Source organism: Streptomyces sp. NPDC015171, assembly GCF_043079545.1.
Lineage (GTDB): Bacteria > Actinomycetota > Actinomycetes > Streptomycetales > Streptomycetaceae > Streptomyces.
Genome location: NZ_JBIBUO010000020.1, coordinates 1 through 13,110, shown reverse-complemented (window position 1 = coordinate 13,110; position 13,110 = coordinate 1). Strand labels below are relative to the sequence as shown.

Sequence of the window (13,110 nt, the reverse complement as noted above, 5' to 3'; positions counted from 1 at the left end):
TTGCCATCTTTTCGGAGGTCCATATGCTCATGAGGGCATCGCGCTCACTGAGCCTGCTCGCCGCGGCGGCCTTGTCCGCCGCCGGCTTAGGGGCCGTCTCCGGTTGCGGCAGCCAGAAGGGTGCTGGCAGCGATACGGAGACGCTGGCGCACCGTGCCCGCAAGGTCGCGAGCGCCTGGGACGGATCAACCGCTGCCGCCGCGTGGCGAGCTGGCTACCACCCCATGGGTGAGGTGGTCCAGCTGCCGCGTGGCGGCCTGCGGAGCCAGGCCGACAAGCGGGCCTATCAAGACCACAACTTCGTTCTGCGGGGCACGTTGCCCGATACCCGACCGAAGGACGGCCGGGTGACTTGGGCCGGGGGCGGATCGCTCACACGGCCGCTGGTGGGGGCAATTGAGTCGTACAAGACCCTGGCGCACGGCCGCACCGGCGGAAAGCCGCACCTGATTGTCACTGGGACGAAGCTGGGTCAGATGAGTGTGGCCACCAGCCGGGGGCCGGCGGCCGTCCCAGCCTGGCTGTTCACCCTCGACGGGTATGCCTCGGCTCTCAAGCAGGCCGCCGTCATCCCGTCGCCACTGCCCCGGCCCCCGATTGAGCGGGCACACGGCGTCCCGGGCTATCCGCTCGACCAACTGGTCGACATTGCCGCAGACGGGCGTTCGGTGACCGTGGTTGCCCTTCACGGTGCCTGCGATGATGGCCCTTCGGTGGCTGTGCTGGAAACACGTGGCAGCGTGGTGCTCTCAGGCTCCGTCAATCACGGGAAGAACGACAGCGGCAACTGCACCAAGCGGGCGAGGTTGCGACGCGTGACTGTGAAGCTGGCGCGCCCCCTGGGCGACCGCGTTCTACTCGACGCGCACACCGGCCGGCCGATTCCGTACAAGCCATCACACGGGCCCTCGCCGAGCTGGACTTGAGCAGTGCCCGGTCCCTCGGCGAGGCCCTTTTGAAGTCATCTCAATTGGTGGTCGAGCTGCCCGTGTGAGTCAGCGGTCAGAGCTGGCGGGGTGAGTTGACTGCGATGAGAGACTTGCCCCATGGGCATGGGGCGTGAGTCGCGATGGGAGAAGGACGCAATGACGGTGGAGATCGTCTTCGCCCTGGTGACTGCCGTCGTGCTGGCTGGGTTGGTTTTCGCGGTCGCCTGGACTCTTGCCCTGGCCCTTGACCTCCCTGGTTCGGCAGAGAGACGCGTGTTGGCGGCAGGCGCTTTTCTCGGAGCGGTGGCCGGGGTGTGGCGTCTTTTAGGGGCGTTGCTTCGGTTCGACAAGCAGCGCCGCATGGGGCGCTGACCACGGGCCTTTCCTCTATGGTCGGTAGCCTCTCAGCGTGGGGATTGTCGTGTTCGTGGCGATCTCGGGCTGCACGTGGCAGCAGCTGCCGACAGCCTCTTTCGGCCCGTCCGGCGCGACGGCCCACCGCCGGTTCGCCGAATGGACGAAGGCCCGTGTGTGGGCCAAGCTCCACCGCCTGGTCCTCGACGAACTCGGTGCCCGCGGCGACCTGGACTGGTCGCGGTGCGCGATCGACTCGGTGAACATGCGAGCCCTGAAAAGGGGGACCTGACAGGTCCGAATCCTGTCGACCGGGGCAAGTACAGCTCGAAGATCCATGTGATCACCGAGCGGACAGGTCTGCCCCTGCCCGTCGGCATTTCCGGCGCCAACGTCCACGACAGCCAGGCCCTGATACCGCTGGTGAAGGGCATACCCCCGATCCGGTCCCGTCGTGGACCCCCTCGGCGCAAGCCCGGCAAGCGCCACGCCGACAAGGGCTACGACTACCGCCACCTGCGGCAATGGCTGTCGTAGCGAGGCATCCAGCACCACATTGCCCGCAAGGGCGTCGAGACCTCACGACGAATCGGGCGACACCGCTGGACCGTCGAACGGACCATGGCCTGGCTCGCCGGCTGCCGCCGACTCCACCGCCGCTACGAACGCAAAGCCGAGCACTTCCTCGCCTTCACCAACCTCGCCTGTATTCTCATCAGCTACCGCCGACTCACCAAATGAGATGGCTTGTCAGCCGCAAGCGGGTCGCGTGGCCAAGCTTGACGCGCAACGTCGCAGGTCACCCGATCTGCTGAATTGTATCGATCAGCGACATACGGGATAGGGCCGTCCTTGATGCTTCGGGGCGTCGAGCACGAAGCTGAAGGACGGCCGCTGCCCATGAGTCTGCCCGTCGATGTGCCCGCAAACTCCGCTATATGGTCGACCGGTTGACAATGGCCGGGCACTGGCGGCCGGGCGACCCCGAGATCCTGATCGTCATGGACAGCGGCTACGAGGTCGCCTATCTCTCCCACGCCCTGGCGGACCTGCCAGTTGTGCTGGTCGGACGTCTGCGCTCGGACCGCGTCATGCTCCGCGACGCCGGTCCCACCCGCTCCGGGCCGGAAGGCGGCCGGCCCCGCAGGCACGGCGGCGCCTCACCCTCGCCAAGCCCGACACATGGCACCAGCCCGACGTCACCACCTTCACGGATACCACCCGCTATGGCACCGCCGAGCCGACGGCCTGGGACCGGATGCATCCCAGACTCACCCACACTGGCCCCTGGCTGGAGCACGTGGACGAGGAACTACTCATCCTGCACGGCACATTGATGCGTCCGAAGGACGAGCGTCTGCCGGGCGATCGCGACCCGAAACCCGTCTGGCTGTGCTCCTCGGTCCGCCAGCGCCACGCCGACGGATATCGACCGCCGGTGGTAGTCGTTCCTCCGCCGCTTCGACCTGGAGCACACATTCAGGCTGATGAAGCAGACGCTCGGATGGACCGCCCCGAAGATCTGTCACGCAGACACCGCCGACCTGTGGACCTGGCTCATCATCGCCACGTCATGCAGCGCGAACCGCCCCCCGCCCCCGACCTGTGCCACCGCCTGCTGCTCCAGTCCGTACGACTGTGGTGGCACCCCGACTGGCAGACCGTCCCGTCGGCTCCGGCGGCGCCTGCGAGCTGCGCCAGCCGGCCCGCACCCTGCAAGCCCGTACGGGCCGCGCGACCGGCCGCCTCGGCCGACCAGGACCACGAGGTTACGACCGGGGCTGCGTTCGAGGTTGCGCACCGGCAAAAGCATTCCGCAGATCGCCATCAACTGGGCGCTGCAGCGACCGACCGTCTCCTCCGTCATCATCGGCGCCCGCGACGAGAACCGGCTTCGCCAGAACCTCGGTGCCGTCGGCTGGACTCTCACGCCCGAGCAGATGGCGAAACTCGATGCGGCGAGCGGCAGGACAGCGCCCTACCCGTACCTCCCTTACCAGCGACAGGAAGGCTTCGCCCGCCTCAACCCGCCAGCTGTCGCGCCTCCGCCCGCTGCATGACATCCGCGTCAAGCAGCTGGAGCGGTACAGCCGCGCGTCCCAGACTCAGACCGGGGGCTGCCGCGCTCAACGCCTGCCCGGGCCGGTACAGCTGCGGTGACAGCCCCTCCCTCTGCTGCCAACTGGTCGGCACGACCACAGACGGTCACCAGGGAACCTCATGCGGAGAGAAATGCGCGACAGCCGAATACGCGAGGTCGCCCGTGGGAGATCGTTGGTAGGTGTTTTCCAACCCGATGCTGTGTCGACGAGCAGCTCGTTGAGCGATGCCGGGTGGGGCGCTGGGTGCCTACTTGATTTCGTTTGGTTGTTCGATGGAGTGGGAGCGTCGGTGGGCTGCGACTCGTTCGCGGGTCGCGCATCGGCGGGAGCAGTAGCGGCGTTCGGGGCCGCTGCCCTGGGTGATGAAGACGGTGTGGCAGCTGGGTGAGGCGCAGATCCTGCCGGGCGGGCGTTGGCGGTCCCAGACGAGGACGGTCAGGGCCATGCAGGAGGAGGCGAGGAGCCACTCGTCCCAGGGAGCGTTATCGTCGTGGTCGAGGTGGGGATGCCAGGGGGTGCTGCCGCCGTGCGAGGTCAGGCGGAGCGGTCCCGTGTGCTCCTGCAGGAGGCGGTTGAGGGTGGCTGCGGCGCCGTCGGCGTGCTCGGCGGCGAAGACTTGCCGCAGCAGTGCGGCGGCTGCGCGCATCCCGGCGACATCACGAGTGGTGAGGTCGATGGGGTCAGTCTCGCCGTAGTCGCGGAGCACGTCGGCAACTCCGGCCGGATCGGGGCGGTCGTCAGCGAGAGCGTTGAGCAGTGCGGCGGTCCGTCGAGCCGTGGTCAGCACGGAGTGCCGGGTGGACCAGTCGTCGCTGTGGGAGAGCACCTGTGGAATGTAACGCATCTTGCTGAGTTTTGAGTTACTTCCGTAACGTCTTGGTGATGAGAAGGCGTTACTCACTCCGCTTGTATCTCGCCGGAGCAGTGGCAGCTCGTGCCGGAGACGAGATGTCAGGACCGGCGCTGATGCTGGCAGGATTTGCCCTGGCCGGATCGACCGTCGAAGCGTCGTCGCTGCTTGCGGGCATTACGATCTCTGCCGCCGTAGGCGGGCCGGTGCTCGGGGCGCTCCTCGACAGAGCCGGACGGCCGGGACGCCTGCTGGCCGGGGCCCTCGTCATGTATGCGGCGGGGCTGGGTGTGATTCTCGTGGGACTCGGCCGGTTGCCGTTCGCTGTCACCATGGTGATCGCCGTGGTGACGGGGCTGCCGGGGCCTGCCCTGTCGGGCGGCTGGACGGCCCAGCTGCCCCGTGTGGTGCTCGGCGACCGCCTTCAGCGGGCGAACGCGTTCGACGCCATGACGTTCAGCGTGGCGAGTCTGGCTGGTCCTGCTCTCGCCGGCGGCGTGGCGGAGGCGTTGGGAGCCCCTTCGGCCGTGGTGGTCTCCGTGGTGCTCATCGCCTTGGCACTGCCCGCCGCATGGTTGCTGCCTGCCCCTCCTGGTCGGGCGCGGGGCGCTCGGACGACCTCGGTGATCAGCGACCTCGTTGCCGGGATGCGGATCATCGTCGGAAGGCCGCCTCTGGCTCGGGCGACCCTCACTTCCATCGTCTCCTGCGTCGCCCAGGGCATGCTGACGGCGTGCATCCCGCTCCTGGGCGAACGCGGGAGCTGGACCGCGGGCCGCTGGTCCACGGCTGGGCCGATCAGCGGTGGACACTTGCACGGATCAGGACGCTGATTGGCCGGCTGTTCCACGTGAGCTACATGGTGGAGGGCACGTGGCTGCTGTTGAAGCGGTACGGCTGGTCCTGGCAGCAGCCCGCCCGGCGGGCGATCGAGCGTGACGACGCGGCGGTCGAGGTCTGGACGAAGGAGACCTGGCCGCGGGTAAGAGCACCGCGGCGGCGTATGACGGCTGGATCGTTTTCGAGGACGAAGCCGGACAGTCGACGACGACGCCGCGCGCGAGGAGCTGGGGACGCAAGGGCTCAACGCCGGTGGTCCGGCTCCGGGTCCGTGGCCGGGGCTCGGGCCGGGTGTCCATAGCCGGGCTGACCTGCTACAAGCAGGGGAGCGGTCCAGGATGTTCTACTCGGTCCGCGAGTACCGGGGCCGCAAAGGCGAACCGAAGGGCATCGGTTGGCGCGACCTGCGCGATCTGCTGGTCAGAGCGCACATCCAGCTCGGCGGCCCGATCGTGCTGGTTTGGGACAACCTGCGCATGCATCTGGTCGAGGCGATGCGTCGATTCATCGCCGACCACGCGGACTGGCTCACCGTCTTCCAACTTCCGAGTTACTCACCGCACCTGAACCCGCAAGAGGGCATCTGGTCGCTGATCAAGCGCGACATCGGCAACCTCGCCGCAGCCGACCTCGGCCAGATCACTCGCGCCGTCAAGCGCAGGCTCAAGCAGATCCAGTACCGTCCGGACCTGGTCGACGGCTGCTTGACCAGCACCGGTCTGAGAATGGACGACTGAGTCAGCACTGCCCACCGCATGGCCGTCGGAACATGATCGCTACACCGCTCCTGGGGGGCATGACCACACCCCCACCCTGTCGGCACGCCTTCACTTTCTGGACACCGGAGCCCCGAAGCCGCCGAAACCGGATGGCCGATAGCCTCCCGCCCGGTCATCCTGGCCCAATGGGAGACAGAGCCAACATCATCGTGGTCCGCGAGAACGGGACACATGAGCTGTACCGGACCGGCTGGGCGGTCGGAATCGACCTCGACCTGCTGGAAGGGCCGACGCCGGTTCTCGCCATGCTTCCCGGACTCCGCCAAGACGGCTGGTGGTTGGATGACACCATGGCCCAGGGCGGGATACTGCTCGACCTCGGTCGGAAGGTGCTCCTGTTCTTCGCCTGGGAAGGGCCCAGTACTGAGCTCCGCCACCGCGCGGCCATGCTCGAGCTGATCCGAGCAGCGTGGCCCGGCTGGGAGGTCCGCTGGCTATACGACGGCTCGGCCGAACTGCGTGAGTACGTCGGGCTGGACCCGGAATACGTCCGCTGCCGCGATTCGGAACCCTCCTTGGCCCCGCTCCTCGCCCCCGACGACGAGGACTTGGTCGGGCCCGACCCAGGCGGTGTGGTGATCACGGTCAGCACCGGCCGCTGCCACGTCGCCTCAGACGCCTTCGACCACCCTGTCCGCGAGGGCGCCGCCCTGCTCGACCGCCTGGCAGACACCCCCGGGCACGGAGTCTGCCGCCTGCACGTTAACTCCGGCATCCACCTCGACCCGGAACGCCGTCATCTGGGCTGGTGGTCCCTCTACTCCGCGCCACAGGCTTACCAGATACCAGACTTGTGGCCGGGCTGGACGGTGGAGTTCTGGCAGGACGACTGGGAACGGCACGTCAGAGCCAGCGACCGCTTCACTCCGGCGGCGTTCGATGCCGGAGAGGAAGCCAGAGCCGCGGTGCTCGTCGAGGCCGGGGAGCGTCGGGCCTCGCGCGCCCGCAACCGCGCCCAGGTCACCCGTCTACGGACCGCACCGGCTCGATCTCAGGCGGGATGACCACAACCGGTTTGATCATGGACGACTGGCCGACATCACGCATTCAAGCTCAGTAGCGGCCCATGACACGATCCAACTAACCGTCACTCTGATCTCCCGCTGATTCCCCCGGTACTGCGCGGGCGGCTTCTCTATTGATGCACTTTCAGCAGCTTCACACGGTGCGCTCAGTGATACGGAGACCCGGAGCGTCACCCGAATGCGCTGCCGAAGCTCGTCGAGGACTGGGAAGACCGCAACCATGTACACGCACGGATGGGACCGCGCCCGCAGCCGGATCCCGGTTCGCACCCGGGGCACGTTGGGACTGGACGCAGCACCGCCCGGGCCGCTCCCGCCCTTCAGCCGGGCTTCGGTGAAAGGAGAAAATGCGGGGGTGCTTCATTCGCCGGCCCCGTAATCTGCCTATATGACCACCCCTGATCGTGAACTTCTCTCCCGGACCGCCCGAAACGCCGTCCGGGCACTGATGAGCGATCTCGTGGCAGGGGCGATCGGCGAGTACTGGGAGAACGAACACTTCGCGCAAAACCCTGACGCTACTCCCGGCGAGGGCGGCGTCCGTAAACAGCTCTTCGACTCCTACGCCTCATCCGTTGACTGGACTGACGAAGACCACGTGACCCGGGCCCTGCGGGTGTTCGAGAGCATGCTGCGCCGTCTCGACCGTGACAACCGGAAGTTCGAGGGAAACGGCCTGCCTGCCGAAACGGTGGCGGACCTGCGGGAGGCTTTCGCGCAGGACGGCTGCCGCCTGGACGACGAGCTGCGCCTGCACACGGCACGCGTCGCCCGCCTGACCGTCCACGTCGACGGTCTGACTGAGGCATCGGGCATCCACGCCGAGCTGGAGCGGGTCCGCAGGTTCGGAGCCGACTATCCCGACGACGCCATCGGCGCGGCCAAACAGCTGATCGAGGCTACCGCCAAGCTCGTGATGCTCAAGCGGAAGCTTCCGGTCGACGAACGCCAGGATCTGCCTGCCCTGATCAAACAGGCGCAACAGGCACTTCACCTCCACCCCGCGGCTGTACCGCCGGCACGCAACGCCAGCAGCCCCGACAACGCCGACAGCATCAAGCGGATCCTGGGTGCCCTGACTTCGGCTGCCATCGGCGTCGCGGAACTGCGCGACCGGTATGGAACCGGCCACGGGCGGCTGACCGCACCCACCGGATTGGGGCCCCGGCATGCCCGCTTCGCCGTTGGCACGGCCGCCACATGGTGCGAGCTGATGCTCGACACCCTCGCCGACCCCGACGCCCCCTGGCGCAGGGCATCCGCGACGACCCTGCCCGCGGGTGGCACCCCACAACCTCCACATGAGCCCGCGTGAGCCGGCGACCCTGACAGGAAGGAGTAGCTCCGTGGCACCGCAGCAGCTCACCGTGGTCACCCGCCAGCGCCTTCTCGACCTTCTGGTTGTCGAGAAGGTCTGGTGGTGGGGCGCTCTGGACGAGGTGAGGTTCCTGGAGCGCCTGTACGACCTGAATGCCCTCGAAGGCGATGGCTTCCGGCGCTTGACGGCCAGGGAGGACATCATCCAGCACTGCTTGAGCAATGACGACTGGCCGCCGGAATGGGTTTTCACCGACGACCGCTTCGGCCTCAACGGCGACTCCCCGCAACCGCTGCTCAGGTTCCTTGCCGAGATGCTTCACCCAGTGGTGCGGCGCGACCCGGCAGAGGTCCAGCGTCTGGCGGGGAAGCTGAACGAGCTTCTCGCGGTCGACGGCTTCGAGCTCTACCCGGCCGAGTACATCAGCGGGTTGCCGGTCTACGCGGGCGGGTCGCGCGCGACGTTCCATGGCGCCCGGCCGGACTGGAAGTTCGAATCACGACCGCTCCTGACCGACCCCCGTGTACTCCACGAGCATCAGGAGCGCATCAGGGCCGGTCTGGAACGCGACCCGGCCGCGGCGATCGCTTCGTGCAAAGAACTCGTCGAGAGCCTGTGCAAGATCATCTTGGAGCGTCAAGGCATCGAGTTCCCGCCGGGGGAAGACCTGCCTCCGTTGTTCAAGCGCGTCACGACGCTGCTGGGCCTGAACGCCGACGCCGTGGCCGACCACGCCAAGGCCAGCGCCACGGTGGTCAAGGTCCTGCGCACACTCACCACGACAGTGCAGGGCCTGGCTGAGCTACGCAACCAGCTCGGACTCGGCCACGGGCGTGCCGCACCGAGTCCGGCCCTGACCCGCCATGCCCGGCTGGCGCTGAACAGCACGGTGGCCGTGACGGAGTTCGTGCTCGACACCTGGCAGGACCGTGTCGATCGAGGGAAACTCCCACCCCTTTCTCCATAACCTCATGCCCAGTAGTTCCGGCCGCCGTCCGAGCAGATAGCCGGCTGCGAGCGCGGCGGCCGCGGTGACGACGACGCCCACCATCAGGACCAGCGCATGCCGATCCTTGTGAGCTGCTCCATCCGCTCTGGCGTCAGCGTCGCAGCCCGGGAGCGCTGGTTGCCGATCCATGCCCCGAGCTTGATCTCCCGTGGCCCCTGGCCTGCGCCGTTCCTGCCGTCGTCGCCGACAAGCGTCTCGAGATGCTTGCGTGGTACTCGGAGGTGGCCTTCGCGCTCGTAGTACTGCCGGGCGGCCTCATAGTTCATGGCCCATTTGTCGGCCTGCGAACGGCGCGGCTTGGGTTTCTCGTCGTCGGCTGCGGGCTCGATCGCGAGGATGTGTTCGCACATCCACTGCTGGACGCCGGTGAGCTTGTCCCAGCCGAAGCGCACGGCCTTGACCCACCGCCCCAGATCCTCGCCCTGGTGCACGACGGCACCCGGCTCCATTGGCAGCGTCCCGCCGGCTTCCAGGTGCTGTCGCGTGAGGTGGAAGCATCGCTGCCATTCCACGGGCCAGGCGGGGCACCACGAGGGGTCGATCTCTTCCAACTGCTCGCGCCGTTCCTCCGGCAGTGCGCCAGCCGTGGATTGAACGGGCAGTCCTTCGGCTCGCCGCTGCTCGTTCACGGCCGCTCGCCGGGCGGCCGCTCGCGCGTTCTTCAGAAACAGCCCTACGCGGTATCCCTGGTGGGTGGCGTCCGTCGGGGCCAGGAGGTGGCCCGTCTCAGCCGTCCACCCACGGGCGGCGGCGAGGCCTTCTTCCCATGCGACGTCGTAGTGTGACCAGATCATGCCGAGCTTCTCCAGCTGGGCGATGCGGTCGGTGTCCATGTCGCCGCGGGCGTAGAAGCGCCGGTTGTCGGCGATCCATTGCCCGAGGGGGAACCCGGTGAGCGTGGTCGGCCACCCTTCGGCTTCCGCCTCTTGGTCGCCTGCGGCGGGGACGCGGTAGGTGAACGGCACCTTCAGGTCGCCGTGGAGCCGTTGGTAGAGGGTGGCGGTTTCGATGCCGCGCCGCCAGTGCTGATGCTCAGGGTGGAGCACCCGCAGGTTGATGAACGTTGCCAGCTGGGCAGGGTCACGGGGCGTGCTGAACTTCAGCAGTTCCCGGGCCGGTACCGAGAGTCGGTCGCTTCGGTCGCTTCGGTCGCTGGCCTCCCCTTCGCCCTCATCGCCGCCGGAGCGGGTCTGTACGCCCCTGACGCGGCTTTGTGCCTGTGGCTCGGCGAGTGCTTCCACGACGCGGGCGTCGTGGGCACGCAGGGCTTCCAGGAGCTTGGCGAGCCCGCCGTAGGCGCGGGAGGTGAGCATGTTGTCGGCTGTCTCTCCGGGCCCGAGCAGAACGGGGACGACCAGGGAGGCGATCTTTCCCTCACCGGGGCGGATGCGTAGGGCGCGGCCGACGGCTTGGACGAGGTCGGGCATGGAGCCGCGGACGTCGGCGAAGTACACGGAGTCACAATTTCGGGTGTCCACCCCCTCGCCCAGAACCTTCACCGAGCTCAGGAAGCCCTTCTCCACTACGGTGCCGTCCGTGGCGATCCCGTCGGCGAACTCCCCGAGAACCCGCCGCCGGTGATTGGGCTTGTGGTCGCCGCACAGCCAGTCCGCCCAGACCGCACGCGGGTACAGCTCCGGATCCGCGTCATGCAGCTGCGCGGCGATGACGGGAAGGCCGGCCGCGAAAGCCTCGGCTTCCTTGACCACGTGGTGGAACGAGAGCGTACGGCGGAAGCCCTCCTCCGAGGCCGCCTTCACCAGCGCGGTCTGGAGCGCGGCGAGCCGGGCCCCGCGCACCTGATCCGACCGCCCCTCGGCACCGAGCAGCATGGCGGCCTGGAGTTGCGTGTCGGTGATGTCTACGCACACCACCTGGTAGGGGGCACAGATCCCCCTGTCCACGGCCTCCGAAAGTGTCAGGGTGAAACACCTGGTGCCGAACGGTGAAGCCGGGTCGTCCTCCATCGACGCGACCAGTTCGCCCGGCACGCCCGGCCCGGAGTCCTCGTCCGGCTGCCACAGCCGTGGGGTGGCGGTCATGTAGAGCCGGCGCAGGGAGGGGATACGGGTGTTGTCGTGGACGACCGCCCACGGCTTTCCGATCCTGCCCGAAACCCTGTGCGCCTCGTCCACGACGATCAGCGACCACCCCGGAAGGCCGGCGGCGTGCGCGCGTTCCAGGGTGCCGAGCCCGAGCGAGGCGTACGTGGCGAACACAGTGACCTTGTCGAGCGGTTGCATCCAGGCGATCAGCTCGTCCACGTCCGTGGTGTTCGGGAAGTCCGCCTCCGCACCCCGCAGGGACGACACCCCGATCATCGGCCCCGTGCGCCCGCCCTCACGCCATGCGGCCTCGGTCTGGGCCAGCAGGTCAAGCGAGGGCACGAGCACCAGGACACGGCCTGCACGGAGCTCCTCCGCGCTGCGCACGGCGACGAGGGTCTTGCCTGATCCGGTCGCCATGACCACCTGGGTCCGCAGACTCCGCTCGGGCACGGTAGATCTTGCAGGCGATTCGAGTGCCCGGAGTACCGCGTCCACGGCTTCTCGCTGGTGAGGACGGAGTGCCTTCACAGCCATTTCGGTCCATCCTCTCCCACGCTCCGATGACAGCTCTCCCACACCGGCACTCAATCAACCAGCCTGCACACAGCGGGAGTTGAGCCACAGCCTTCCCGCTGTAACGCCGGATCCACGCCCCGGCACGGGAGACAGCGCACCACCCTCAAGCGGACCGCACACCCCACAGCTCTGGAGCCATTCAAGTCCAGAGTCTATCGCAGCTTCAATATGAAGCAGGCCTCCTTGAGGATCGACACGGAAGCCACGGGGTACTCCGCACCCATCACCAGTCCACCCGTCCAGGGAGAGTCATGACATCGAAGACCGAGAACAACAAAGGCAACCGGTTCTGCAAGGCCTGCGGCACGCCTGCCGAAGACGGGAAACTGTGCGGCCACTGCGGCGCCGTCCTGGACCTCCCCGACGGTGCAGGACTGATAGAAGACCAAGGCGCAGCAGTGCGCCGCGACTTCGAGGGGCGCACCCAGCAGCAAGAGCAAAAGTGAACGAGTCCGCAGAAGCAAACCTGGTCTGCTGAACTGCCTGCAGCGGGGTACACGGGCCGGCATGGCATCCATCACTGATCGCATCATGTCCCTGCGGGCCGTGCGGCAGCTGGGCCGGGTCCGCGCCTTCTACGCTGTGGGCGCCCTGATGTGGGCGGTATTGACCGTCTGGACAGGCTGGCAGTCTCCCGGGAGCCGGCAGATGTGGGTCTCCGTTCTCCTCCTGGCCGTCTTCACCGGTCTTCTGCTCACGGTTTCCCTGTGGCTTCAGCGCCTTCAGGGCGCAGGTTCGGCCGTCCCTGCGCATCATGCCGCACCGCGGCGGGCGGCCGGACGGCACCACGCGCATGCCTGATTCACCGCTGGGCACGGCCTGGGGCGTCCCGGTGTCTGCGGGAGCGATAGGCGGGCATACGGGTGTCACCCCCTTGTGAGAGGAGCTTGTCGTGCTTGGCATAGTCGCGGCGGTGCTGTTCTTCTTTGCGTTTTTGATCAACGCGGCTGATATCAGTACCAACGATGTGTTTTCTTCGACGAACGTCATGTTGCTGGGGTTGACGGCTCTGGCCTTGCATGTGGCCGGAATCGGTTCCGGCTGGGCCCGCAGACGCTGACCCCCGTACCGGTCTCCGGTGACAGTCCGTCACCGGAGACCACAGCCCCCGCCACCCCCTTCTGCAGCCAGCCAGGCCCGCGGCAGCGGGCCGTCATGGTCCTGCAGGCGCAGCCGGAAGGACCACTAGGCAGTGTCTTCAAATGATCTTGCCTGGTGGATCATGGTGGCGTGATACGTCGTCATGAACTGTCGGATGCCGAGTGGGAGTTCGTCCGGCC

General features: G+C 67.5%; 12 protein-coding genes and 4 pseudogenes. 14 read left to right on the top strand and 2 right to left on the bottom strand.

All coding sequences use genetic code 11. The features are described 5' to 3' along the window. Window positions 1–23: 23 nt before the first annotated feature. The 5 genes and pseudogenes from ACF073_RS35415 to ACF073_RS35395 all read left to right on the top strand — a co-directional run. Entirely contained in the window at window positions 24–926 is a 903-nt protein-coding gene (locus ACF073_RS35415; protein ID WP_392075588.1) for a hypothetical protein, read from the top strand. A gap of 120 nt (window positions 927–1,046) precedes the next feature. After that, complete coding sequence (locus ACF073_RS35410) at window positions 1,047–1,301, top strand: DUF6332 family protein (RefSeq protein ID WP_392075587.1); 255 nt, start codon at window positions 1,047–1,049, stop codon at window positions 1,299–1,301. Between the two features lie 46 nt (window positions 1,302–1,347). Further along, window positions 1,348–2,024: pseudogene (locus ACF073_RS35405) on the top strand (IS5 family transposase); the annotation flags it as partial. 164 nt (window positions 2,025–2,188) lie between these two features. Continuing rightward, window positions 2,189–2,620 (top strand): annotated as a pseudogene (locus tag ACF073_RS35400) (transposase); the annotation flags it as partial. 462 nt (window positions 2,621–3,082) lie between these two features. Then, window positions 3,083–3,343 (top strand): annotated as a pseudogene (locus ACF073_RS35395) (aldo/keto reductase); the annotation flags it as partial. Between the two features lie 289 nt (window positions 3,344–3,632). Here ACF073_RS35395 and ACF073_RS35390 read toward each other — a convergent pair. Continuing rightward, window positions 3,633–4,229, bottom strand: coding sequence for a CGNR zinc finger domain-containing protein (locus ACF073_RS35390; RefSeq protein WP_392075586.1), 597 nt, complete (start codon window positions 4,227–4,229; stop codon window positions 3,633–3,635). Window positions 4,230–4,267: 38 nt separating this feature from the next. Here ACF073_RS35390 and ACF073_RS35385 point away from each other — a divergent pair, with 38 nt between their 5' ends. From ACF073_RS35385 to ACF073_RS35360, 6 genes and pseudogenes are all read left to right on the top strand, one after another. After that, window positions 4,268–5,068 carry an MFS transporter gene (locus ACF073_RS35385; RefSeq protein WP_392075585.1) on the top strand — a complete coding sequence of 267 codons (801 nt, stop codon included), beginning with the start codon at window positions 4,268–4,270 and terminating at the stop codon, window positions 5,066–5,068. Next, window positions 4,993–5,280: pseudogene (locus ACF073_RS35380) on the top strand (winged helix-turn-helix domain-containing protein); the annotation flags it as partial. The gene ACF073_RS35385 and the pseudogene ACF073_RS35380, both read left to right, overlap by 76 nt. Window positions 5,281–5,413: 133 nt before the next feature. Then, the gene (locus tag ACF073_RS35375) at window positions 5,414–5,812 is read left to right on the top strand and encodes a transposase (protein ID WP_392075584.1); all 399 of its coding nucleotides are present in this window, start codon (window positions 5,414–5,416) and stop codon (window positions 5,810–5,812) included. Window positions 5,813–5,979: 167 nt separating this feature from the next. Continuing rightward, window positions 5,980–6,858 carry a hypothetical protein gene (locus ACF073_RS35370; RefSeq protein WP_392075583.1) on the top strand — a complete coding sequence of 293 codons (879 nt, stop codon included), beginning with the start codon at window positions 5,980–5,982 and terminating at the stop codon, window positions 6,856–6,858. Window positions 6,859–7,267: 409 nt separating this feature from the next. After that, window positions 7,268–8,194 carry an abortive infection family protein gene (locus ACF073_RS35365; RefSeq protein ID WP_392075582.1) on the top strand — a complete coding sequence of 309 codons (927 nt, stop codon included), beginning with the start codon at window positions 7,268–7,270 and terminating at the stop codon, window positions 8,192–8,194. Window positions 8,195–8,225: 31 nt separating this feature from the next. After that, window positions 8,226–9,164, top strand: coding sequence for an abortive infection family protein (locus ACF073_RS35360; RefSeq protein ID WP_392075581.1), 939 nt, complete (start codon window positions 8,226–8,228; stop codon window positions 9,162–9,164). Between the two features lie 83 nt (window positions 9,165–9,247). Here ACF073_RS35360 and ACF073_RS35355 read toward each other — a convergent pair whose 3' ends face one another. Further along, a complete protein-coding gene (locus ACF073_RS35355; protein WP_392075580.1) occupies window positions 9,248–11,788 on the bottom strand; it encodes a Helicase associated domain protein in 2,541 nt (846 codons plus the stop codon). A gap of 293 nt (window positions 11,789–12,081) precedes the next feature. Here ACF073_RS35355 and ACF073_RS35350 point away from each other — a divergent pair, with 293 nt between their 5' ends. The 3 genes from ACF073_RS35350 to ACF073_RS35340 all read left to right on the top strand — a co-directional run bounded on the left by ACF073_RS35350 (window position 12,082) and on the right by ACF073_RS35340 (window position 12,890). Next, a complete protein-coding gene (locus tag ACF073_RS35350) occupies window positions 12,082–12,276 on the top strand; it encodes a hypothetical protein (protein WP_392075579.1) in 195 nt (64 codons plus the stop codon). Between the two features lie 61 nt (window positions 12,277–12,337). Then, window positions 12,338–12,631 carry a hypothetical protein gene (locus ACF073_RS35345; RefSeq protein WP_392075578.1) on the top strand — a complete coding sequence of 98 codons (294 nt, stop codon included), beginning with the start codon at window positions 12,338–12,340 and terminating at the stop codon, window positions 12,629–12,631. Window positions 12,632–12,722: 91 nt separating this feature from the next. Then, the gene (locus tag ACF073_RS35340) at window positions 12,723–12,890 is read left to right on the top strand and encodes a hypothetical protein (protein ID WP_392075577.1); all 168 of its coding nucleotides are present in this window, start codon (window positions 12,723–12,725) and stop codon (window positions 12,888–12,890) included. Window positions 12,891–13,110: the final 220 nt, after the last annotated feature.

Excerpts from the sequence above, each read along its gene's own strand:
- ACF073_RS35415 (WP_392075588.1), top strand. The coding sequence starts at position 24 with ATGCTCATGAGGGCATCGCGCTCACTGAGCCTGCTCGCCGCGGCGGCC.
- ACF073_RS35365 (WP_392075582.1), top strand. The coding sequence starts at position 7,268 with ATGACCACCCCTGATCGTGAACTTCTCTCCCGGACCGCCCGAAACGCC.
- ACF073_RS35375 (WP_392075584.1), top strand. The coding sequence starts at position 5,414 with ATGTTCTACTCGGTCCGCGAGTACCGGGGCCGCAAAGGCGAACCGAAG.
- ACF073_RS35345 (WP_392075578.1), top strand. The coding sequence starts at position 12,338 with ATGGCATCCATCACTGATCGCATCATGTCCCTGCGGGCCGTGCGGCAG.
- ACF073_RS35410 (WP_392075587.1), top strand. The coding sequence starts at position 1,047 with ATGGGCATGGGGCGTGAGTCGCGATGGGAGAAGGACGCAATGACGGTG.
- ACF073_RS35355 (WP_392075580.1), bottom strand. The coding sequence starts at position 11,788 with ATGGCTGTGAAGGCACTCCGTCCTCACCAGCGAGAAGCCGTGGACGCG.
- ACF073_RS35350 (WP_392075579.1), top strand. The coding sequence starts at position 12,082 with ATGACATCGAAGACCGAGAACAACAAAGGCAACCGGTTCTGCAAGGCC.
- ACF073_RS35370 (WP_392075583.1), top strand. The coding sequence starts at position 5,980 with ATGGGAGACAGAGCCAACATCATCGTGGTCCGCGAGAACGGGACACAT.
- ACF073_RS35390 (WP_392075586.1), bottom strand. The coding sequence starts at position 4,229 with ATGCGTTACATTCCACAGGTGCTCTCCCACAGCGACGACTGGTCCACC.
- ACF073_RS35385 (WP_392075585.1), top strand. The coding sequence starts at position 4,268 with ATGAGAAGGCGTTACTCACTCCGCTTGTATCTCGCCGGAGCAGTGGCA.